The sequence below is a fragment of the Enterococcus sp. CSURQ0835 genome (assembly GCF_902706605.1).
Lineage (GTDB): Bacteria > Bacillota > Bacilli > Lactobacillales > Enterococcaceae > Enterococcus_A.
This window is the reverse complement of record NZ_CACSLH010000029.1, coordinates 1-23,344: the sequence shown is the minus strand read 5'-3', so window position 1 is coordinate 23,344 and position 23,344 is coordinate 1. Positions and strand designations below refer to the sequence as shown.

21 protein-coding genes are annotated in these 23,344 nt (G+C 42.2%); 9 read left to right on the top strand and 12 right to left on the bottom strand.

The window, feature by feature from the left end; all coding sequences use genetic code 11:
* Window positions 1-175 precede the first annotated feature (175 nt).
* Complete coding sequence (locus GVJ38_RS11150) at window positions 176-2,713, top strand: transglycosylase domain-containing protein (protein ID WP_159723242.1); 2,538 nt, start codon at window positions 176-178, stop codon at window positions 2,711-2,713.
* Window positions 2,714-2,899: 186 nt separating this feature from the next.
* Window positions 2,900-3,328, top strand: a complete 429-nt coding sequence (locus tag GVJ38_RS11145) for a DUF2798 domain-containing protein (RefSeq protein ID WP_159723241.1) — start codon at window positions 2,900-2,902, stop codon at window positions 3,326-3,328.
* Window positions 3,329-3,394: 66 nt separating this feature from the next.
* Here GVJ38_RS11145 and GVJ38_RS11140 read toward each other — a convergent pair whose 3' ends face one another.
* Window positions 3,395-4,528: an ABC transporter permease gene (locus GVJ38_RS11140; protein ID WP_159723240.1), complete on the bottom strand. Its 1,134-nt coding sequence runs from the start codon at window positions 4,526-4,528 to the stop codon at window positions 3,395-3,397.
* A complete protein-coding gene (locus tag GVJ38_RS11135) occupies window positions 4,518-5,243 on the bottom strand; it encodes an ABC transporter ATP-binding protein (RefSeq protein ID WP_159723239.1) in 726 nt (241 codons plus the stop codon). Before GVJ38_RS11135 ends, GVJ38_RS11140 begins: the two co-directional genes overlap by 11 nt.
* 142 nt (window positions 5,244-5,385) lie before the next feature.
* On the opposite strand from GVJ38_RS11135, the gene GVJ38_RS11130 reads away from it, so the two are divergent.
* Window positions 5,386-5,955, top strand: coding sequence for a TetR/AcrR family transcriptional regulator (locus tag GVJ38_RS11130; RefSeq protein WP_159723238.1), 570 nt, complete (start codon window positions 5,386-5,388; stop codon window positions 5,953-5,955).
* 258 nt (window positions 5,956-6,213) lie between these two features.
* Here the strand turns inward: GVJ38_RS11130 and GVJ38_RS11125 are convergent, their stop codons facing one another.
* Window positions 6,214-7,293, bottom strand: coding sequence for a hypothetical protein (locus tag GVJ38_RS11125; RefSeq protein ID WP_159723237.1), 1,080 nt, complete (start codon window positions 7,291-7,293; stop codon window positions 6,214-6,216).
* Window positions 7,294-7,514: 221 nt separating this feature from the next.
* Here GVJ38_RS11125 and GVJ38_RS11120 point away from each other — a divergent pair, with 221 nt between their 5' ends.
* Window positions 7,515-8,867, top strand: a complete 1,353-nt coding sequence (locus GVJ38_RS11120; RefSeq protein WP_159723236.1) for an amino acid permease — start codon at window positions 7,515-7,517, stop codon at window positions 8,865-8,867.
* 334 nt (window positions 8,868-9,201) lie between these two features.
* Here GVJ38_RS11120 and GVJ38_RS11115 read toward each other — a convergent pair whose 3' ends face one another.
* The 6 genes from GVJ38_RS11115 to GVJ38_RS11090 all read right to left on the bottom strand — a co-directional run bounded on the left by GVJ38_RS11115 (window position 9,202) and on the right by GVJ38_RS11090 (window position 14,688).
* Window positions 9,202-10,368, bottom strand: a complete 1,167-nt coding sequence (locus GVJ38_RS11115) for an aminotransferase class I/II-fold pyridoxal phosphate-dependent enzyme (protein WP_159723235.1) — start codon at window positions 10,366-10,368, stop codon at window positions 9,202-9,204.
* Window positions 10,365-10,859, bottom strand: coding sequence for an Lrp/AsnC family transcriptional regulator (locus GVJ38_RS11110; RefSeq protein ID WP_159723234.1), 495 nt, complete (start codon window positions 10,857-10,859; stop codon window positions 10,365-10,367). Before GVJ38_RS11110 ends, GVJ38_RS11115 begins: the two co-directional genes overlap by 4 nt.
* 208 nt (window positions 10,860-11,067) lie before the next feature.
* A complete protein-coding gene (locus GVJ38_RS11105) occupies window positions 11,068-12,267 on the bottom strand; it encodes an ABC transporter permease (protein ID WP_159723233.1) in 1,200 nt (399 codons plus the stop codon).
* Complete coding sequence (locus GVJ38_RS11100) at window positions 12,264-12,950, bottom strand: ABC transporter ATP-binding protein (protein WP_159723232.1); 687 nt, start codon at window positions 12,948-12,950, stop codon at window positions 12,264-12,266. The genes GVJ38_RS11105 and GVJ38_RS11100 overlap by 4 nt, the downstream gene beginning before the upstream one ends.
* Window positions 12,951-14,201 (bottom strand): efflux RND transporter periplasmic adaptor subunit, encoded by a 1,251-nt coding sequence (locus tag GVJ38_RS11095; RefSeq protein WP_159723231.1) that lies wholly within the window; start codon window positions 14,199-14,201, stop codon window positions 12,951-12,953.
* Window positions 14,194-14,688, bottom strand: coding sequence for a hypothetical protein (locus GVJ38_RS11090; protein ID WP_235032881.1), 495 nt, complete (start codon window positions 14,686-14,688; stop codon window positions 14,194-14,196). The genes GVJ38_RS11095 and GVJ38_RS11090 overlap by 8 nt, the downstream gene beginning before the upstream one ends.
* 169 nt (window positions 14,689-14,857) lie before the next feature.
* Between GVJ38_RS11090 and GVJ38_RS11085 the strand changes: the two genes are divergently transcribed.
* Window positions 14,858-15,208, top strand: a complete 351-nt coding sequence (locus GVJ38_RS11085; protein ID WP_235032880.1) for a hypothetical protein — start codon at window positions 14,858-14,860, stop codon at window positions 15,206-15,208.
* A 101-nt stretch (window positions 15,209-15,309) separates the two neighbouring features.
* On the opposite strand, the gene GVJ38_RS11080 is transcribed toward GVJ38_RS11085, so the two are convergent.
* On the bottom strand, window positions 15,310-15,867 hold the full coding sequence (locus tag GVJ38_RS11080; protein WP_159723230.1) for a hypothetical protein: 558 nt from the start codon (window positions 15,865-15,867) through the stop codon (window positions 15,310-15,312).
* A gap of 82 nt (window positions 15,868-15,949) precedes the next feature.
* Complete coding sequence (locus GVJ38_RS11075; protein WP_235032878.1) at window positions 15,950-16,867, bottom strand: TMEM175 family protein; 918 nt, start codon at window positions 16,865-16,867, stop codon at window positions 15,950-15,952.
* Between the two features lie 179 nt (window positions 16,868-17,046).
* On the opposite strand from GVJ38_RS11075, the gene GVJ38_RS11070 reads away from it, so the two are divergent.
* The 3 genes from GVJ38_RS11070 to proC are packed head-to-tail and all read left to right on the top strand — an operon-like array spanning window position 17,047 to window position 19,057.
* Window positions 17,047-17,892 carry a sulfite exporter TauE/SafE family protein gene (locus tag GVJ38_RS11070; RefSeq protein WP_159723229.1) on the top strand — a complete coding sequence of 282 codons (846 nt, stop codon included), beginning with the start codon at window positions 17,047-17,049 and terminating at the stop codon, window positions 17,890-17,892.
* Window positions 17,892-18,260: a DUF1634 domain-containing protein gene (locus GVJ38_RS11065; protein WP_159723228.1), complete on the top strand. Its 369-nt coding sequence runs from the start codon at window positions 17,892-17,894 to the stop codon at window positions 18,258-18,260. Before GVJ38_RS11070 ends, GVJ38_RS11065 begins: the two co-directional genes overlap by 1 nt.
* 23 nt (window positions 18,261-18,283) lie before the next feature.
* Entirely contained in the window at window positions 18,284-19,057 is a 774-nt protein-coding gene (gene proC / locus GVJ38_RS11060) for a pyrroline-5-carboxylate reductase (protein ID WP_159723227.1), read from the top strand.
* A gap of 121 nt (window positions 19,058-19,178) precedes the next feature.
* Here the strand turns inward: proC and GVJ38_RS11055 are convergent, their stop codons facing one another.
* Window positions 19,179-21,569 (bottom strand): Xaa-Pro dipeptidyl-peptidase, encoded by a 2,391-nt coding sequence (locus tag GVJ38_RS11055; protein ID WP_159723226.1) that lies wholly within the window; start codon window positions 21,567-21,569, stop codon window positions 19,179-19,181.
* A gap of 215 nt (window positions 21,570-21,784) precedes the next feature.
* On the opposite strand from GVJ38_RS11055, the gene GVJ38_RS11050 reads away from it, so the two are divergent.
* Window positions 21,785-23,179 carry an FAD-binding oxidoreductase gene (locus GVJ38_RS11050; RefSeq protein WP_159723225.1) on the top strand — a complete coding sequence of 465 codons (1,395 nt, stop codon included), beginning with the start codon at window positions 21,785-21,787 and terminating at the stop codon, window positions 23,177-23,179.
* Window positions 23,180-23,344 lie beyond the last annotated feature (165 nt).

Genomic DNA, 23,344 nt, shown 5'->3' with positions numbered 1-23,344 from the left:
AATACGCTTCTTCCTCATTGTGGCGACAAAAAACTTTCCCGTCAAGTCTTTCTGATCATTTCCCGGTAAAATCTAGCGGAAGCTTAGAAAAAATTTTAGCTGGAAAACATAGTCAAGCACGCATTTTTCGATTACACTAAAAGAGATCAACAAAAAAATAAAAAGGATTTTAGCAATGGCACAAACTAGACAAGCAAAACATTCCGGACAGAAATGGTCCAAAGCCACGAAGATCTCGCTTTCAGTTTTAGGCGCCTTACTCGTTATTTTCTTAGTCGCAGGACTTTATTTTGTCCACACATATGGCAAACAAGTCACCGCTGCAATCGATGAAGGGCAAGAAAAAGCAGCGACCGTTGAAGAAAGTGACTTTAAACAATACCGCCCTACGACGATTCTCGATGCAAATGGGCAGACGATCAAACAATTAAAGACGCAAGAACGAGATTATATCACCTACAAAGAGTTGGATCCGAAAGTTTCTGAAGCACTGATCGCCATTGAAGACCGCCGTTTTTATGAACACCACGGAGTCGATACTCAAGGATTATTGACGGTAGCTTTAAATGCGATGATCGGCCGCGGCGTTCGGGGAGCTTCAACGATCACCCAGCAGCTGGTGAAAAACATTTACTTGACTCCTGAAGTCTCGGTCTCCCGAAAAGTAGAAGAAATGGTGATGGCCCAAGCATTGGAAAAGAAGTTTTCCAAACATCAGATCTTAGAATATTATTTGAACAATGTGTACTTCGGTCATGGAGCGTATGGGATCAACGCAGCTTCTCGCGTGTATTTCAATAAACCGATCAATGACACGACGCTATTAGAAAAAGCAACTTTAGTCGGGATCACCAACAATCCTGGGATTTTCGATCCAGTGACTCAAAAAGCAAACGCGAAAAAACGAGCCCTCGTCATTTTAAAACAGATGCTAGACCAAGGCTACATCACAAAACAAGATTATCAAAAAGCACAAGCATCCGATTTTACAGCTCACGTCCACTCAGACGCTTTAGACAATGACATCCAAGATAATGAGATCGCATTGACGATTGATTCTGCGACTAAAATTTTGATGAATGATGAGGGCTTCCGCTTCCAATACCAATTTGATTCAAAAGACGAAGAAAAACGCTACAACAAAGATTACAAAGAAGCATATAATAAAGTCTATCAACGAATCATGTCTGGTGGCTATGAGATCAAAACAAAGATCGATCCTACGATCCACCAAGAATTACAGCAGATCGTCACTAACACGATGGCGAAGTGGACGGAAAAAGATAAAGAACTGTACACTAAACAAGCGGCTATGACCGTGATCGATAATCAGACAGGAACAGTTGTGGCTAGTATCGGTGGCCGAGGTGAAGCCGGTAACACGTACAACCGTGCGTTTTTATCGTTCCGTCAACCGGGCTCGGCGATCAAGCCTTTAGTTTCTTTTGCCCCGGCTTATGAACGTGGTCTCTTAGAAACGAGCAAAATCTCTGATGACCGGCCAAACAATACGTATCCGAATAATGTCTATCTCGGTTCAAAAGGTGATTTGACATTGCGGCATGCAATGGCTGTATCATCAAACGTCGTGGCCTTCAAACTCGCAGCTGAAAACAGCAAAGAGTTAGAAGAACCCGTTTACCATCCCTTAGCTCAAATGCAGTTCAGTGGACTTGATCCGGCTGACAACAATCCGATCATCGCAGTCGGTGGGATGACTTACGGCGCGACGACCCAAGAAATGGCTAGCGGGATCGCAACACTCGTCAACCAAGGAAATTTCCGCTTGCCGACAAATATCACGAACATCACTCGCAAAGACCAAGATAAAGAAATTTTCTCATTAGCCGAGGCTCCACAGAAAAAAGTTTACAGTGATGACGCGGCCTACTTGACTCTTGATACGATGAAAGGTGTCCATCAAGAAGCTGACGGGACCGCAGCCGGCATGACTTTAGCCCACAATCAATACTGGGCAGTCAAGACTGGGACGACTGATGAAGCTAAAGATTTGTGGACCGTGGGCGCCACGCCTTACTACACCGTGGCGGTCTGGGCTGGGAATGATACGCCTAAAGCGCAAAATAATGAAGTCGTCGGGCAAGCAACAAAAGATATTTTCAAACAAACGATGGATCTGTTAAACGCAGGAAAAGCGGATAAAGATTTTCCGCGACCGGCTTCAGTGGAAGAAAGCGGCGGACAGCTCATCACCCGTAGCAGTCAAGCCAAACAAATGTTGACCAATCGTAAAAATGCACTCCAAAATGATTCGCAACAGATTAATGCGGCAGTCAAAGCAAAAGCTAACGAACTCGTTGCGGCAAAATTAAATAGTCCAGCCATTACAGATGCTACTAACTTCAGCAGTCAAATCGTTTCCGAACGAATCAATGATCTCAGTCAGTTTGAGATCGTTGTGACGGACACGCAAGATAATTGGACTGACTTTGATCATTTAGCCCAAAAAGTTAATCATTTGACTCAAACATTAGAACCGAATGGCGGCACACTGACGCGGCAATATCAAACAGTTTATGATGCCAAAGAAGACGATTATCAAAAACAAAAAGCCTCCTTGAACACACAAACTGATGCCCTTGATCAACAAATCGATCGCACAAAACAATCCAGTAAAGACCTCGATAAACAAATTGAAGACTTACGCGAAGCAATCGATAAAGAAAATGCGGCGACCAAAAGTTCAGATTAAATCAAAAAACCGAGGACTTACCGATTAAAGGGTGCGTCCTCGGTTTTTTGGTTAGCAAGCTGGCGGACATTTCTCCTCAAAGTTTATGCGGGTTATCCTAATAAAATTCTCACCCAATTTTTACTTACACGAAAATTTTAAACATGCTATAGTGATCCTCGTTGCATAATTAAAGGAGGAATCATTTTGCCAACTAATAAAAAAGAAGAAATCGTTTTTACTTTACTGATGTGTTCCCTGATGGTCGTTGGGATGAGTACGTATAATTTAGTTTTACATGATCATTTAACACTGAGCGAACTAGTTCGCGGTTTTTTCCCAGGTTTTGTGACCGCCTTGATCCTAGATGTTTTCGTGATCGGTGCTCTTGCCAAAAAAATCACGTTTACGTGGATCAAACCGCAACAGCCATTAAGTACGGTGCTCACAATCTCTAGTCTGATGGTCGTTGGGATGGTCACTTGTATGTCCCTTTTCGGAATCTTGATGGAAGGCAGCGTCTCCCTTCCACTCTACCTTCACACCTGGGGTCTAAATTTAATCGTAGCGTTACCCCTTCAACTGCTACTCGTGGGACCTTTTTCACGAAAAGTCTTGAAGACGTTGCAAGCGTAAAATAAACGGAGCTCGGCAAACTGTCGGGCTCCTTTTTTAATCCATCGTTTAATTGTTTTTTGTCAGCTAAACTTTACGATACTTTTTTAATCCCATAATATTCAGCGTCGTGAAGAAGATCAAAAATAAAAGTAACATCCCCAAATCACTTATGATCGCTGAAAGGCCTTGTCCTTTGATCATGATTTTTGTTTGAGCTGCCCCGCTGTAACTTAACGGTAGTAGTTTTCCAATGACTTGAACCCAACCTGCCATATTTTCAGTTGGGATCAAACCGGCAAAAAAGATTTGGGGAATGACGACTAAGGGGATGAATTGCATCATTTGAAACTCTGAAGTTGCAAAAGTTGAGATAAAGATCCCCATGGCTAGTGCTACTAATGCCGTTAAAATATTGACGATTAAGACTAACCCAATCGACCCGGCAACGTTCAATGAAAGAATCAGAATCGAAAAAGCAACGATCAAAACAGTCTGGATGATCGCAAACAATCCGTAGCCGGTCAAATAACCAAAGATAATCTCGCTACGTTTTACGGGCGTTGCTAAGACCCGTTCTAAAGTACCAGTAGCTCGTTCACGTAATAATGAAATTCCTGAAATCAAAAACACAAAGAAAAAAACAAAAAACACAATTAAGATCGGAAATATTTGATCGAAAAATTGGGTCTTACCATTTCCATAAACATAATGATTAGTGATTGTGTAACGTACTGGCGTCGCTTGTTTTGCTGGTAATGATGCTTGCCCGCTGATTTGACTCAACTTCGCTGTTTTTTTTAATGCGTGTGCTTGCTGTTTTATAATTCCTTGCATTGACAAGAGTTGACCTTTAGCAAGTGCTGCTTGCAGCAAATTTTTGATTTGATTGGTAGCGTTAGGATCAGCATTTTCATAAGTAACAACGAATCGGTCATTTGAAACCGTGATAAATGCCGCGAGATCATCCGTAGTAATGGCGTGTTTAACGTCAGTCTTTGGCGGATACTTTTTGAGTGTCACTCGACTTGCTGGCAGTGCGGTTGTGATTTCTTGTGGCAAATCATAATAGCCTAGTTTGACCTTTACTTCAGTATTCGTATCAAACACAAACTTCATCAATGAAATGATGACTAATGGTGCGAGCATCATCAAAAGTAGTGTTCGTTTATCTCGCACTAGCTCTAACATGACTCGTTTGACGATTGCTTTATAGCGCATCTGAACGCACCTCAGCTTTCAAAAAAACTTCTTCAATCGTTTTAGCAGCAAATTGATTTTTTAATGCTGCCGGAGTCCCAAAGGCAAATAATTTTCCCCCAATGATCAACCCCAAAAGATCACATCGCTCTGCTTCGTCCATCACGTGAGTCGTAATCAAAATACCGCGATCAGTTTGCGCAATCGTGCGTAACTGATCCCAAATCTCAAGACGCAATGCTGGATCGATCCCAACTGTCGGTTCATCTAAGACTAGTAATTGCGGTTCAGCTTGAAGGGTTATGGCCAAAGTCAAGCGTCGTTTCATTCCCCCAGAAAAGTTTTTGACTAATGTTTGTTTGAAATCACTAAGCTTCAATAACTCCAAATAATGATCACCCGCTTTTTCTAATTGCGTGTGTTTAAGTCCCATCAATGTACCAAAAAAGCGTAAGTTTTCTGCTGCAGTCAACTCGTTGTACAGTGCATCTTCTTGCCCCATGTATTCGACGTGAGCTAGTACTTCTCGATTTGGCATTTTTTGACCTAAAACAAAGCTAGCCCCACGATCTAATTGTTCCATGCCCAATAAAGCTTTGATCGTCGTCGTCTTTCCCGCGCCACTAGGACCGATCAAGCCTAAAATTTTCCCTGATTCCAAGTAAAAAGAAATGTCATCTAATACGACTTGATTCCCGTACTTTTTAAACGCCTGTTTCATTTCAGCTGTTCTCATTTTGATTTCCTTCCTTTTATTAGACTAGTTGTCTTTTATCTTTTATACTAGTGTAGGTATTCCCTGAATAAAAGCAATCACAAAATCGCGATACAGAACAGAATGAAGTGAACTGTCTAATAAAATCAACATGAGGTGAAAAATGGAACCCGCTTATACCGATCTGCGCATTTTAAAAACACGAAAAAAAATAAAACAAGCTTTCATCACCTTGATTGCTTCTCGCTCGCTTGAAACAATCACTGCAAACGACCTTATCACCACTGCAAAAATCAGTCGCGGAGCTTTTTACCGTCACTTCAAAGATAAAGAAGATCTGATCTTACAACTTCAAACGGAAGCTTTAGCAGGCGTCAAACAGATTTTGACACTCTTACAAAATTCTGATAAGCAAACTTTTTTCTTTCAATTATTGAATTACTTACAACATGAAGGTTATCTTTTAAGTTTGTTGATCTCCACCCATGGGTCAAATGAAACGCGAGCTCAACTCAAATATTTTATCCAACAACATGCAGAGTCTCAGATCGTTCCTTACATCAAAACGACCGTCACGACTCCGATCGAAAAACATTATTTAATCATTTATTACAGTAATGCGGCCTTTGGGGTCCTTGAAGATTGGGTCAACTCTGGCCAAAAAGAGACCCCTGCAGAGATGATGCTCATTTTGGATAAGATCGTCCCACTTGAATTCAAAAACCAGATTTAAAAAAGCCAAAAGCTACTCCAACTCAGCAACTAGTTTAAACCTAACCGAAACTAAGACATAGGTCGTTTTCAAGTGATACATAGCGACCGCTTTGACTACCTTTAACAAGAAAACGGCTGTCAGAAAAAATTTCAAACGCTGAAAAGCCGGATGCCTTCCCATAATTTTTAATGGAAGGTATCCGGCTTTTGCTCGTGTCTCACGTTTAGGATTGCTCGGTTCATAGGACAGTACCACGACAATTGTTACAGCCCTTGCTTAATGATTTGTAACTCCAGCTGGTGCGATTTGCTGCTCATCATCACTAGCAGAACTGCTCGTGCTGCTTTCCATTGGCGGAGCTGAACTGGTCGAAGTAGATGACGAGCTCGAACTGCTTGGTCGCGTATTCGTAGAGTCTCCTGGTACGATAATGACCTCTCCATTTTCGATCGTTGTGGACGTAGTACTTGATTCGCTACTGCTTTCCAACGAGCGCGATCGGCTATTTTCCAACGAGACTTTCATCCGTGAAAGCGACGCGTAAGTGCGTTGCTTTTGTGCTAATTCTTTTTTCAATGTGTTCAACTGTTCCGTTTTTGTTTCTAATTCTTTCGTTTGGCGGGCTTGATAGTCTTTTGCTGCCGCTTCGATTTCCGCTTCTTTTTGTTGGACTTCAGTTGAAAAATCTTGGTTGTTCTCACTGAGTTTCCGTTTAATTGGATTTAACTGATTAAGCAAATCCTCTTTGAAATTTCCATCAGGCAAGATCGCTACTGTTTGAACTGTCGATAAATAATCACTTAACGTAATATCAGCAGCTTTTTTTCGTGTCAGCTTCGTCACGGTTTGCTCGGCAGCTTGATAGTGGCTCGCTTGGTTTTTCGCGATTGATAATATCGCTTCAATATCTTGGCCCCAGCTCTTTTTTTTCGCAGCACTTGTTTGTAACTGCCCTGTTAGGCGTGTAATCCGATCATTCGTATCGATCGTTTGTAAAACCGGATGGGCTGAAAGATCCATCCCCGTCAAGACACTTTTTTCAAACAATTGATTCATCTGCGTCTGCAAACGAAAATCGGCCTTGCTCCCTGCGATCTGTTCTTCCATTGCTTGATTTCGGCCGGTGCGTGCGGCTAATTCGTTTAACAAATGATCAAAATCTTCTTCACTGATCGTATCTTTAAAGTAACCTGACTTTTGGTCGAGGTAGAGATTATTCAATTTACGCTGAAATACTTGTTCCGTCTCACGGCGTGTCGCAGCGGTTTTTTCACGATAAAATTGGTAGCCGGCAAAACTCAACGCGGCGATCACGAAAATGATCAGCCCCCACCAGCCCAGCTTTTTTTTGGACACAGGTCAACCTCCTAAATCTTCCCTGATTAATCAGACTATATTATAACACCAACTGATTCCCAAATGACAGTTGAAATAAAAATCTCTACCGATTCTTTAAAATGTGACGTTATTTAATTTTTCTAATTCACAATGAGGTTCAGATTACCCTTAATGTTTTTACTTGCGTACAAATTTTTTGGTGGTAAAATGATGTTATCTTAAAAAAAGGATTTGATAAAATGGAAACACATGAGGAACTCGAACGCGGCCTCAAAAATCGCCACGTTCAACTGATTTCGATTGGTGGCGCAATCGGAACCGGGCTATTTCTAGGGGCCGGAAAAACGATCCAGCTCGCAGGTCCATCGATCCTTCTTTCCTACGCGATCACAGGTGGAGTTATTTTTCTAATCATGCGCGCGTTGGGAGAATTGATGTTGTCAAATTTGAATTACCATTCTTTTTTAGACTTCATCGCAGATTATCTTGGTAAAAAAGCCGCGTTTGTCACTGGCTGGACCTACTGGTTTTGTTGGATCTCTATCGCGATGGCTGATTTGACTGCCACCGGGATGTACGTTCGTTTTTGGGCTCCAAATGTCCCTCAATGGTTGCCTGAACTCATTGCACTGATCATCTTATTAGGATTGAACTTAGTCGCAGTGGGACTTTTTGGTGAAATGGAATTTTGGTTTGCCTTGATCAAGGTCATCGCGATCGTCGCATTGATCGTCGTTGGGGCGTTTATGATTTTTACTAGTTATAAAACAAGTGCAGGACACGTTGCAGTCAGTAACTTGTGGCATTACGGCGGTTTTTTCCCGAAAGGTGCCAAAGGGTTTATGCTTTCCTTCCAAATGGCGACTTTTGCTTTTTGTGGAGTTGAATTAGTCGGCTTGATCGGTGGCGAGACTTCTGATCCTGAAACGGTTTTACCAAAAGCGATCGACAACATTCCGATCCGGATCATTTTGTTTTACTTAGGTTCGCTCTTTGTGATCATGTCCATCTACCCTTGGAGCAGTTTGTCCGCTGACCAAAGTCCGTTCGTCCAAGTCTTTTCAGAAATTGGAATCGTAGCAGCTGCTTCAATCGTCAACTTAGTCGTGTTGACCTCGGCAATGTCGGCTTGTAATTCCGCGATCTATAGTACCGGCCGAATGGTTCGTTCACTAGCCCAAGAAGGTAGCGCACCTTCTCGTTTTAAAAAGTTGACGACTCACAAAGTTCCAGGTCAAGCATTGGTCTTCTCCACTTTAGTGATCTTCATCGCGGTCTTATTGAACTTCTTTATGCCAAGCGGTGTCTTTGCGATGGTTAGTTCAATCGCCACGATTTGTTTCTTGTTTATCTGGGGAATGATCGTCTTTACTCACAGCAAATACCGGAAGCAAAATCCCGATAAAGTCGCGAAAAGTAACTTCAAGCTTCACCTTTTCCCTTATACGTCTTATATCATCTACGCCTTTTTAGCTTTCGTACTAGTTGTGCTGGCGTTGGCAGCCGATACACGTGAAGCGTTGATCTTCTCACCGATTTGGTTTATCGTCTTATTAGTCATCTACCATTTAAAATTTGAACGAAAAGGTTAAAAATTTCTTCCAATATCAAGAAAAATTATTTTATAAAGTGACCATTCTTTGACGAGAATGGTTATTTTTTTTGCATCTGATTTTATTTTATCGTGAGAAAAATAACAGTCTTAGCGATTTCTTATAATTAAAATTTTCAGATAAATCTACTCGACTGAAAACCGGTTTTTTTACCTTTTGGATTCGCTTACATAAAAAAATGATGCTAATTCAATCATACTTTGTTAAGAAAGTGCTATTGAAGACATGAAAAAAATCAGCTGGCTTCTTTTTTACTTCCAGCAGCCCGCTGATTTTTTCGTTGTTTCAATTGAATTTGTCCAGCAAAACACAATTAACTCAGAGTGGCAACAAAGCGTCCTAAACGATGCAACGCTTCTTTTAATTCGGCTAATGAATAAGCATAAGATAAACGTAAAAAGCCTTCCCCACTTTTACCAAACGCTGAGCCTGGTACCACCGCTAACTTTTCTTGTTCGAGTAGTTGCAACGCAAAGTCTTCACTAGACATTCCGAACTGCCGAATGTCTGGAAACAAATAAAAGGCGCCTTTTGCTTTGTAACAAGGTAATCCTAACTGCGTTAAACCGTGGTGTAAAAAGTTCTGGCGTTCCTCGTAGGATAAACGCATCGTTTCAATCGTCTCGTGCCAATCTTTCAATCCTTCCAATGCAGCATATTGACTGACAGTTGGTGCTGCCATGATCGTATATTGATGGATCTTCAACATCGCACTGATGAACGGCTCATAGCCCGCCACATAACCTAACCGCCAGCCAGTCATAGCAAATGACTTAGAAAAACCATTGACGACGATCGTTCGATTTCGCATTCCTGGTAAGCTGGCAATACTAACAAAAGGCTCGTCATACAGCAGTTCACTATAAATTTCATCTGAGATCACTAACAAGTCGTGACGTTTGACGACATCGGCAATTTTGATCAAGGCTTCTTTTGTCATGATGCCACCAGTCGGATTATTCGGATAAGATAAAATCAAGACTTTACTTTTCGTCGTGATCGCAGCTTCTAATTGCTCAGGCGTTAATTGAAAATCATTTTCCGCTGATAAATCGATCGTCACCGGCACACCACCGACTAATTGCGTAATCGGTTCATAACAGACAAAGCTCGGCTGCGGAATGATTACTTCATCGCCTGCTTCAATAAAAGCTCGCAACGCTAAGTCGATCGCTTCACTCCCACCAACAGTCACGATGATTTCCGTTTTCGGATCATAACTGACGGTCATCGTTTCTTGCAAATAATCACTGATCCGCTCGCGAAGTGGTAATAAACCAGCATTCGCCGTGTAAAACGTTCGCCCTTCTTGCAGCGAGCGGATACCTTCTGCTGTCATTTGCTGCGGTGTTTCAAAGTCCGGCTCCCCCACACCTAGCGAGATCGCGTCAGGTTGTTCGGAAACGATATCAAAAAATTTGCGAATCCCAGAAGGTTGGATCGCTGTGATGTGTTTAGCTAAATACTTTTCCGCACTCATGGTGTCACCTTGATCCTGTGATCGGTATCATTGTCTTCTAAATCGATACCCCATTCTTTGTATTTGTCTAATAAGAAATGTGTCCGCGTTCCTTGGACCTCTGGAATCGAAGCTAAATTCGTCGCGATAAATCTAGAGATGTCTTTGATATTTTTGCCTCGGACTTTCACGAAGAAATCAAAACCGCCACTGATGAAATACAAGATCTCGACTTGTGGGAATTTTTTGATACTGTTAGCGATATTGCGGTAACCATCTTCTCCTTGAGCTAACGTCCGGACTTCGACAAAGGCCTCGATCCATTCGGTTTCAATTTTGCTCCAATCGATCAAGCCGCGGTAGCCACAAATAATATTTTCGGCTTCTAAGCGTTTGATTTCATGGGCAACAACAGCACTTTCTTCACCTAACAAGATCGCGTACTCATCAATAGATAAACGACAATCTTTTTCGATCAATTTCAACAATTGTTTTTGTTTTTCAATTTTCAAATACGTTCTTCCTTTCTCATTTCAATTAATTAGAATAATAGCATAAATTAACAGAAAAGTCAGAATTTTGTTTTTTTAATTTTCCAAGTAGTTGAAATAAGAAAAATGACCAAACTCGTTTAGCGCTTAAAAGATCCGGTGGAGAAACTAGTCGATAAAAAAAGACGCGACCGGTAGTTGGTCACGTCTCAAACATTGCCTTCGCAAGCTAACGCAAGATATCGATCAAATCTTTTTTCGCAGCTTCTGAGGCTGGCATTACAGAAAAGAGTAAGCCGATCCCACTTGAAACACCCACTGCTAATAAAACGGTGAATAGATCGACAGAAACCGAGATGTTCATAGCTGACCCGACAGCGTAGGCCACGATCATCCCCAGTAAATAACCGATGATCCCGCCAACTAAAGTCAACGTGACCCCTTCCAGTAAAAATTGAGTGCGGATCGCCCCGCGCGTTGCCCCCAATGCTCGGCGAATCCCGATTTCTTTTGTTCGTTCTGAAACCGAGATGTACATCATATTCATGACCCCGACTCCAGCAATAAATAGTGAAATCCCTGCGACCGCCGAAACAAATAAGGTGATCGTACTCAAGACATCACTGATCCCATCTGTCATCAGCGCTGTATCTGCGACTTGGTATTCCCCTTGGTCCCGCATCGCACCATTACTTTTTAATTTCTTAATCGCTTTATCTGCGACTTTATTCGGTTTGGTTCCTTGACGCAATGTCAAGACTAGACTGCTGGTATCTTGATCATTGCCGAAGAAATGAATATACGTTTTTCGCGGCACTTGGATACTTGTTTCTTCCGCAGAAAACATACTTTGACCCGCGGCTTCTTTAAAGACACCAACGATCGTCAACACTTGGTCTTCGATCTCGATCCCACGACCGATCGCAGCTTTACCACTTTTGTACAAACTTTTCGCAATGCCTTCATCAACGAGTGCGACTTTGTTTTGCGTTTCATTATCATAGACGGTCAAACTCCGGCCATAAAGGACAGGCTTCCCTTGTTTTTTCACGACCCCGATCCGTTTATTTTTCATTTTATTTTTGATCGGAATATCTTTATAGATATAGCTGAGATCGGCTTTAGGGTAACTGACTTTCTCTACCCCATCAAGATTGCGGACGATCTCCATATCACTTGGTTGGATCATGTCGAGGTTCGAATAATACAGCGCTGGATCGTCGGGATTAAACGTGATGTTGACTTCTAATTTACTGGATTCACCAGGAGTCAAACTTTTGATCGTATCGCGTTCAAAACCACGACCAATCGATAAAATCGCAATTACTGCGGCGATCCCGATAATGATCCCGAACATCGTCAAGGCACTCCGTTTTTTATTTTTAAAGATCGAACCTAGCGAAGAGCGCCAATTCACATAAAATTTCATCGGTCATCCACCGCCTTATCTTCAATGATCGCGCCATCCCGAATACTCACCAGCCGGGTACAATAAGGCACCACTTCAGGATCATGGGTTACCATAAAGATCGTCGCTTTTTCTTTGCGATTCAGTTCTTGGAATAATTTCATGATCTCAGCAGACGTATGAGTATCTAGCGCGCCGGTCGGTTCATCCGCAATGATAAACTTAGGCTGATTGATGAGCGCTCGTGCGATCGCCACCCGCTGTTGTTGCCCCCCTGATAGTTGCTTGGGATGTTTTTCCGCTTTATCAGCGATCCCGACTTTGTCTAGTGCAGCCATCACTTTTTCTTTTGTCTCATTAAAGCTGTAACCATTATACAACAGCGGTAATTCGACATTTTCATAGACCGTATAATTATCGATCAAGCTAAAGTCTTGAAAGACGAACCCGACGATTTGATTCCGAACTTTTGAAAGTCGATCATCTGAAGTCGTAATGAGATTTTCGCCTTCAAATAAATATTGACCGTCAAATTTCGTATCGATGAAACCCAATGTATTGATCAACGTCGATTTTCCTGATCCGGACGGACCCATGATCGCGATCATCTCGCCGGCATCAGCTGAAAGATTGATATCTTTCAAGACGTGGAGATTCTCTTCTTCGGTGCGGTAATACTTGTTGATATTGATCAATTCAATCATTTAATCCACCGCCAATTTCTGACCGTCGGAAAGTTTTTCATCAGGATTTGCCACGATTTTATCTTTTTCTTTCAAACCGCTACGCAATACAATGTAGCCATCTTGTTTTTCCGTCATGATTTTTTTCTTATGGATCGTACCATCACGATAAACAAAAACATACGACTCGCCATTTTCATCTAACACCGCGGCATTTGGCAAACGGATCTCATCTAGCGGCAACGTGATTTGAACATTGTAGCCATACTGCAAACTTTGAGCAGGCTTCACTGTAAAGGTATAATTCGAGACTGAAGCGGTACCTTTACTTCCACTAGCTTGTTCGCCGCTACTTTTTTCTGGTAATTGATTGATATGGGTGATCGTTCCGTCGATTTTCTGATCAGAGATGATCGGTTTGACGGTCACACTCTCGTTTTCTTTCAAACGTGAGAAATCATATTCCGAAACAGTCCCTTCCACGTGGATATCATCACTGACGACTTGGACCACTGGCACTGACGGATCATTTTTTCCTTTTTGATTGACATAAGCCGTTCCGCTACTTGAACTTGTGACTGTCGAGGAGACTTTGGCTTTCATATTGTTGACCGCTTCATTAGCAGAAGACAATTCCGCGTTTGCTTGATCAAGAGCTTGGCGCGCTTGCAACACCGCATCTTTTGCCGCATCGAGTTGTTCTTCGGTCTGATCAACTTTTTCTTTGGCCGCTTCTTTTTTCGCTTTGCTTTCTTCATCGGTTCCGGTGATGGCATTATATTCATTTTGCGCGTTCGTGACTTGTTGTTGGACTTTTGCTTGTTTCGTATTAGCAGCATCCACCGTTTCTTGCGCATTTTTCACGCCAACATTCAATTTATTCAAGTTTTCATTTTGTTCATCGGCTTGTGATTGGACTTCTGGATTTTCATAAGTCAAAAGCGCCGTTTTATCATCGACTTTTTGACCATCTGAGACATTGATCGTTGAGATTTTTCCTAACGATTGATCAAAATAGTAATCTTGCGTCGTAGAAGCTTTGACGATCCCTTTAAACGTCAACGGGTCTGCTTTTTTCAATGTCACTGTCTGGTATTTATTTTCAGCCTCATCTTTTTTACGTGTTTGCGAATACACAAACGCTCCAATTAACAACAAGACGGCTAAAATTCCCGCAATAATGCTAGCGCGGGTCTTTTGTTTTTTAGTCAAGCCCTTAAATTTAGCTTGTAGTTTTTTAAATGGATTTTTACTAGTTGGTCTCTTATTCATGCGTTACTCCTTCTGGTTCGGCTTTAAATAAATGAACGATCACTAACACGGCAGGCAGTGCGACGATCGCTTGAATAACAAATGTCACAATCGTTGTCACTAGTGCAAAACTAGCGGCCGTTCCAGTTGCGCGTGGCTGCATGATCATCGTTAAGCACAAACTTAAAACCGTATAGCCTAAATAAATATAATACGGATACTTTGGTGGTACTTGTTCGTTACTTAACATTTTATTCGCTTTGAAATACCAAACGACTAACACGATACTCACTAGTAATCCGATGATGGAAACGGCTTTAGTCAACGGACTAGTCTGATAGGCTAGTAACTCTTGACCATACGCGCCTAATTGTTCAAAAGTCTTCGTATCTGGACTTAAAACACTTTTTAATCCAACAATCCCTGAAATTACAGAAATAATACCTAAAATCAGTAAAACCATGTTCCATGTCTTGGCTTTTTTCAAATGCTTTTCCACTTTTTCCATTGTACTGTCCCTCCTAATTGTTGTTTTTTATTCTAGCATAGAAAAGGGCTTTATCGACTTACAATTTTGAAAGAAAAAGAATTTTTTTTCGTCAGTTTGATTATTTAAATGCTACAAGAATCAAAATCTATAGTAAAATAGAAACAAAGGAAAAGTTGGAGGGGATTTTTTGGAAGTAGAACCGATCGAAGTGGGACCAGTCGTTGAATTATTCGTCGAAAAACAAAAGGAGCGCTTGGCAGATGGCAAGCTCCGGCAAGAAGAATATGAGGCCTTTTTAGATGGTGTCAATGATGCCTTGTCATATTTACAGTTAGAATACATCCCGACCTCAGAAACGATCGAAAAAAGTAAAAAGCAACCGGTCGTCTATCATGAGATCGAAGAAAAATATTCGCGCTTCCGCGAAGTGGCGATGTATAAAAATAGTTTCTTGCGCATCGCAGATATCGCCAAACAAACAGATCAAACTACTGCTCAATTGACCGAAGTCGCTGACACGGTCAAAGCAGAATTGTAAAAAACCAAGGAGCCAGACGGCATGCTGTCTGGCTCCTTGGTTTTTTCTTCAACGGTAGCGCTAACCCTCAGCACTTTCCGTTCAACGCTCATTTTAATTTCTTAGCCTTTGATCAATAGTTCATTGTAAAAGGCTTGACCAAATTCTTTCAACTGATCTTTACTCGCCAATGTTTTAGCTAAATACGTCGGCATCGCCCGCTCGATATTTCCATAAATCGGAATCAATGCTTGAATAAACAACTCACTGTCTAACCGGTCGATCGCTTTGCGCAACCGTTTCGCCGGCTCTAACAAATCGGCTTCAGCCCCACGGATTTTATAGGCGTGATAAACTGCTCGGCCTTCATCTGCCGCTAAACTAAAAAGCGGTTTTTTATTTTCGGCAGCTTGCAAACTTTCTTGTTTATATTGATAATATCGTTTTTGCCACGTCAATAAATCTCGATACACCTCTTCAAGATTTTTTTTCGCGACCGTCGCCAGTGCACTATAAAAATCGATCGGTAGCTTCTCGACTGGCCGCTCACGTTTGATCCAAGTTGCTAACGTTGACTGGGGAATGCCGGCGATCTTGCCAAATTGTTCAACGGTGATGCCTAGGTCGCGGCGAATATACATTTTGATCGGATGTTCTACGTCAGTTGGGCGATAGTTCATTGTGCTTCTCCTTATCTCTCATGCGATATTTATATTAAGTATACTCGGAAACAAAAAAAGACACAAGCGCTAGCTTGATGTCTTACTGGAGTTTGTCAGGTGATTTTCCCTTTTTTGGTCGTTGACTCAGCCGTCGATTGAAGCCTTCTTGTTGTTGCTTCAAGCGAGTCACTTGGACTTTCAACTGCTGTTGCTTTTGCGGATCACTGGTCGTAGCGATTTTTCGTTCTAATTGGCCGATCGTTTCGCCGATTTTTTTCTGCCATTCTTTTGTGATTTGTTCGCGCCAAGCTGGATCGTTTTGATCACTATCTTTTAAAGATTCGCGCAACAATTGGCCATAACGTCTCAAGGGATTTCCCCACAAGTCGTTACGATCGTGAAAATAATCATTTTGCTCATCAAGAGCTAACGTATCGACAAACGCATCTTCTTCGCGATCCACGATATTTTGTAAAAAAGCCAAAATCGGAAAAACTAAATAAATGACTAAGACTGCTTGCGTGAAAAAGTAACCTAGCGCTAATAAAATCAAGCGCGCAACCAAACTAAACAGATCTTGACGATTCAATTCATCGGTTCGCCGCTTCTTTTGGGCCTCATCGGGCAAACTTTGTCGCGTCAATGAAACGATCATGCGACGCATCACAAATGTTACTAAAAACGTCAACACGCCATAAATAAAAACGGTCTGCCGAGTGGTATCTTCGATCAACAACCGCGTCGCTGACGGGACGAGCGACAGTCCAAACAACAACAATAAATAAACGACTAAGACATTGTTTTTGACTTGCTCAACTCGGTTAAACGCATACGCTGTTTGAAACCATAGATTCGCAACAAAACAAAAACTGATAAAATAAATTCCCACCGCTCGCAATAATTCACCATAATGGATCGCGCCATTACTCGCGTAGCTGATGGGTAGCTCTAAGACGATGATCGTGATGATGATGGCGATGATCGCATCACCAAAGACCACCACACGTTCTTTCATCATTTGAATCACTCCTTGAATTCGATTTAAAATAAGCCCGCCTCAATAAATTCTTTCCTATTATAGCGGTTTGTTCCGTGCTTGGCTAAGATTTAGGTTATAATAAAAAAGTCAATGCTCAAAAAAACAACTTGTTTTAGGCGCATTGACGCGTAACAAGTTTTAGTTTGAAAGGATATGAGATGGTGACTCAGATTTTATTATTACTAGTGATCGGCATTTTTGCTGGCATCTTAGGTTCGATTTTAGGCATCGGCGGCGGTATTATCTTAACGCCTGCTTTGACGCTTTTGTTTGGCTTAGACATTCAATACGCGATCTCTGCTAGTATCGTGTCCGTGATTGCCACCAGTTCAGGGGCGACCATCGCTTATTTAAAAGACGATTTGTTAAATTTACGAATCGCGATGTTTCTCGAAATCGCCACCACCATCGGCGCGATCGTCGGCGCGATTTTGACTGGCCTCGTTCCCACAGGTTTTTTATTTGTTTTATTCGGCAGCTTCTTGTTGTTTTCCACGATCAATATGTTGCAAAAACTCCGTGGCAAATCAGAAGTGCTCCACCAAGCCAAAAGCGATCGACTCGCTGAAAAATTAAAGCTCAACAGCACCTATTTCGATAAAGCGACCCAACAGCAAATCGACTACCAAGTCGAAAAAGTCCCTGGCGGTTTTGCCATGATGTTTGGCGCTGGTTTGGCCTCGGGCTTGTTAGGGATCGGCAGCGGTGTTTTTAAAGTCACTGCGATGGATACTATTATGAAAATGCCGTTGAAGCCCTCCAGTGCTACGAGCAATTTAATGATGGGTGTGACCGCGGCCGCTTCGGCGATGGTTTATTTTTTTCGCGGAACCATCTTGCCCCAGATTGCTGGCCCATTGGCAATTGGCGTTTTGATCGGTGCTACGATCGGTTCTAGAATCATGCAGCAGCTGCAACCAAAATGGATTCGACTGATCTTTATCCCGATCTTAGTCGTGATGGGCTTGCAAATGATTTTACGCGGATTCGGGGTGACGATTTGATGAAGACTGAAAAACAAGAGATCCAAGCGATCGAAAGAGTTATCGGCTATATTTTACGGATCGGCGTCTTAGTGTCGGCGGCAATTATTTTATTCGGCCTACTGCTTTTACTCTTACACGGCTCCACTGAATACAGTGCTACGCATGCACCGACTGACTTTCAAACGATCTTTCTCGGACTGGGGGCATTAAAAGCCGGCGCATACATTCAGTTAGGTATTTTTTGTTTGATCTTAACTCCCGTCTTGCGCGTTGTCGTTTCCATCTATGCTTTTTTACAAGAAAAAGATTATTTATACGTTGGAATCACTACGATCGTTTTAATCATTTTAGCCATTGGGATCTTGATCGGCTTTTTTGAAAAATAATTATCAACGAAGGAGAATTTTCTATGAAGATCGGAATTTTAGGCGCTGGTCAAATGGGAAGTGCCATGATTCGCGGCTGGTTAAACGCCGACTTGGTCACCCCGCAACAATTATTCGTCAAAGGCGGACACAGCGGCTCAGCAGAAAAATTACAACAAGCACTCCATTTCCAACTCGTCACCGAACTGACAGAATTAAAAACAGTCGATGTCTTAGTGATCGCTACCTTGCCCAAATTAGTCGTACCACTTTTACAAGAACTCAAAAAAGTGCCGGCATTTTCAGCCCCGATCGCCTCTGTAGCTGCTGGAGTCAGTTTACACGCAATGCAAACCATCATGGGGGAACGTTATCCTCTGGCAAGTGCATTACCTAATACTCCCGTTGCGATTAATGAAGGCGTGACTGCCATCGCTTTTCCCGAAACGATCTCACTAGAAGCTAAAAAAACATTGCAACAAACATTTGAAGCCTTAGGAAAAGTCATCATCGCTCCTGAAGAACAGATCGCAGCTATCAACACTGTCGCCGGTTGCGGCCCAGCTTTTGTCGACTTGATGATGGAAGCTTTGTCAGATGCAGCTGTCAAACATGGCATCCCGCGGGCCCAATCTTATGAGATCATCAGTCAAATGTTGATCGGCAGTGGCCGCTTGCAACAAGTGACCAACCAACATCCGGCTGAATTAAAAGAGGCGGTCACCACACCGGGCGGCTTGACCATCAAAGGCGTCACTGCATTAGAAGAGTATGGTTTTCGAAACGCTTTGATCAAAGCAATCGATGCAATCTTGTAAATCAGCAACCTAAAAATCCGCGTCCGCTTTCAGTAAACTACGACTGAAAGCGGACGCGGATTTTCGTTGGATCTGATTCAACTCAAAACTGTAAAAAGATTTTTAAGCGACTGGGGAGACTTTAAGCCAATGGTAAAGTCAACGTGGACTCGCCCAGTTCGATCGTGTATTCGATCTCTTGGTTACCTCGAACGGTGTGAGCAAAGTCCGTTCCATAAATGATCAGACCTAACTGACGACCTTTTGGCAAATGATACAATGTCGGATGTAAATGAACTTCGATCGTGACCATTTCACCAGCTATTAACTCATCATTTTTCCACGGGTTTTCCCGGTTTTGTAAATTGATATGCCCACGCGAAATCAATTTATATTCCGTTTCTGGTCCAAATTTAAATTCCATCACATTTTCTTCTCGCCAGTTTGGACCCAATGGCATACCGTGAGGAACTAGCAGATCAGGAACGTCTTTTAAACGTTTTGCTTTGCCGAAATCGACTAGTTGAAAACTCAACATTCCTAGATCTTGACTGGAAGCAACGGTCAATTTAACCGTTGGACGTCCCGCGATCAAAAGTTCTGAGGTCAACTCAGCTGATTTTGCCAAGTAGCGATGACCATCCATCACGCCATTTTCTTTGAGGTCTTTTTCCCATAATGGAATATTTTTCGTGTAACGTTCATATTGTTCTGTCAGTAACTCATCATTAAAAGTTACTTGACCACTCGTTTCCGTTGTGACCAGTTCCGTTTTACTTAAATGATACGTTTGCGTTTGTTCTCCTTGCCAGTCTTTTAAAGTTTCCCAAGTCTCTACCGCAGTATTTTTTTGGTAGATGATATCAGGCAAGATTTCTTTGGCTTGATTTTCCACCCCATAAAGTTTGTGGCTCAACCACAGATTCATCATATCGGAAAAATCGAGTGATGGCTGATTGTTGATATAAATATGCTGCCCTTGATGTAAAATCAATTTTTTCGTCACCGGAACTGTTTTTAACGCATCCCAAAGATCTGCGACTTGGCGCGGTTTAACGTTCCAATCATTCAGCCCATGGACCATCACGACATCGCATTTGATGTCTTTAACAAACGGCAAATAATTCCGTTCATCCCAAAACGAATTGTAATTTCCAAAACGCCGATCTTGCAAGCGCGCCATCTCTGCTAAATAATCCATGAAAAAAGTTTTGCTATGCAAGTAATCTCCAGCGTTTTTCATTTTACTAAAAGTCTCGATCGCTAAAACATCGGCATCTTCGCCAGGAAAACCACCGGGTGCGATCACTAACCCATTGTCGCGATAATATTGATACCAATCCGAGATCGCAGCTTCTGAGATGATCGTCTCTAACCCTTCCACTTGGCGTGTCGCACAAGCAGTCGCTAGAGTCCCTAAATAAGATTTCCCAGTCATCGCTACCTTGCCATTGCTCCACCACGCTTTGATCTCAAGATTATCTGTCCGATTCGTAAACGCCCGACGCTTACCAGTCAGCCACTCGATGTAAGCTACCATCGAATCAGTCTGTTCCACCGAGCCACAAGTCTGGATGCCATCTGAATCTCGAGTCCCGATCCCGGCTCCATATACGACAGCAAAACCGCGAACTAAGAAAAAGTCGTTCAACGTATAATTCGTCAACTCGCGGGCAAATGTTTCGGTTGCTTGATCAGCTTGGCCATTGACCGAACGAGCTGGTGGTAAGTCTTTAGCTTCCGGCTGATATTGGATATCTTCGTATTGAGTATCTGTTGGTTCCTTACGTTCTAGTGGCAGATTGACATTATACGTCAACTGCTCCCCAGCTGGTCCATTGACACCTTGATTATAAGGACTCGCCGTAAAAAGGGTCGGGACTTTTAAGCCTGTTTCAGTCTCACCCGGTCGTAAGATCTCTAACTTCAATAAATCACGCTTGCCGTCTGCATCCGTGTCTAAGTCAGCTTCCACATAAACGACTTCCCGAATGATCTTAGTCGCATCAAAGACCGCTTGTGCTTTCCCATTGATAAATAGCGGTTGGCTAACGTTTTGGTCTAAATAAAAACCTTCATTTGCCAATTTATCTAAAAAGGTCAGTCCGTTTTGAGTATGAGTATTCAATAACAAATACCAAGCAGCGATGACCGTATCAACTTGCTCAAAATCGCCATCGATAGTCGGCACATTGATCTTCAAAAGGTCTTTGCCTAAATGTTCGACTGAAAAATCGATCCCGTGCTCAAATTCTAACAATTGGAGCGCGACGGTATAAAAGACATCTTTATTCAACGTTTTTTCTTTTTGGTAAAACTCAGCTAAGTCATTGGTCTCATCAGCTAAGAGATTTCCTAATTTCGCGACAAACCCGCTTTCATCTTTGACCGTTAAAAAACTTTTGCGCAACAATTCAAACCAGAGCGCTGTTCCAGTCGTAGCTGATTTTTCAGTCAAAAAATGTAAGTCAGTCAATTCTTTTTTAGCTGTCGACAGTGATTCGTGCTTCAATCCAAATTGATTTAATTTCATTTTGGTCTCTCCTTTCAGTTTCCATTCATATTATAACAAATCTTGCCTAAAAATAGATATCCTTTTTGAAAACGGTTTAGCATTTACTGCTCAATTGTTCGCTGACTTATGTTAAACCCAAAAGTCTTATCGCTAGCTTTCTAAAAATGATTCGACTACCATTAGAACTGTCAGAACTTGTCACTAAAAAGTTCAAATGAAAAGGAGTGGTTTTGATGGCAGTTTTCACAGCTTTTGAAGAACAAGATGTCATTGCAGATCTAACGAAAAATGTAGTTGATGGTGTCGTTTTCACAGACTTAGAAACATTGAAAAAACAATCTTTCAGTCCGCGAATGACCGATGCAGATAGTGGCTTAGCGCTCGCTTTTGTCGACGCAAAAAGTTCAGCCGATATCAAAGGCGTCTTGCAGACTGCTCGCACCTTCCACATCCCCGTCATCACACAAAATCAATTTACCAGTACTGTGATCGGGGCCGACGGATTAACCGGCGCGATCATCTTATCAACTCGCAGTCTAAATAAAATCATTGAAATCAGTAAAGAAGATGGACTAGCTGTCGTCCAACCTGGTGTCATCAATCAAGCACTGGATGACGAAGCTCGCAAACTCGGCATGTTTTATGCGCCAGACCCTGGTTCAAAAAGTATTTCGGGGATCGGCGGAAATACGGCTACTAATGCCGGTGGAATGAGCACCGTCAAGTACGGCGCGACTAAGGACAACGTTTTAGGTCTAACCGTAATCTTAGCTGATGGCCGTGAGTTAAAACTAGGCGGTCGAACGTTAAAACAAGCGTTTAGTTATGATTTGACGCAACTGTTTGTCGGTTCAGAAGGTACGCTGGGGATCATTACGGAGATTATCGTCAAACTTTTACCACTGCCGATCGGAACACCGATGATGGGAAATGCCTTTTTCCCTGATATGACGACTTTAGCCAAAGCGGTTGCGGCGATCCGGCTTTCAGGCGTCGGCCCTACCATGTTAGAGGCCCTCGACAGCAATACGATTGCCGCCTTAGATCAATATGAAGGAACCGACTACGCTAGTGAAAGCGGTGCTATGCTGATTTTTAAAATTGATCAAAGTACACTTGAGATCGAACAAAAAATGAATGACTTGTTAACTAAATTCGGTGCTGCAAACATTCAAGTCACCACGGATCCAGCAAAGCAAGCGGCTTTAGTCAAACTGCGGCAAGATATGTTACCCGCTGTTTTTGCCGGACAAAACCATATTATGGAAGATATGGCACTCCCACTTTCTAAATTAGCACCGATGATGGATTATATCCAACAAATCGGTGAGCAACTCGGCCTAAAAATTTATGTTGCAGGTCACGCCGGTGATGGCAATGTCCATCCAACAATCGTTTGGCCAGCAGATGCTAGTGAAATGCCGCCTCAAGTCAATGAAGCCTTGCAATTGATGTTTAAAAAAACCTTAGAGCTAGGTGGTACAATCTCAGGCGAGCACGCCGTGGGGATGGTCAAAAACCAATGGAACAATCTTGAACTTGGTGAAGATGTCGATTTTTTGCAACACCAAATCAAAGCATTGCTTGATCCAATGAATCTGTTGAATCCTAAGAGAAAAATCAATTGATCAACCCAAAAGCCGCATCCAAAAAATTGGATGCGGCTTTCAGACTGTAGACAAAGTCCCTTTTTGGATGATGTTTACAGTCTTTTCTTTTATAATAGAATTGAAAACGAATTCAATGCTATTGAAAGGAATGAGAGCGATGATGTCAAAACATCCGTTAGATGG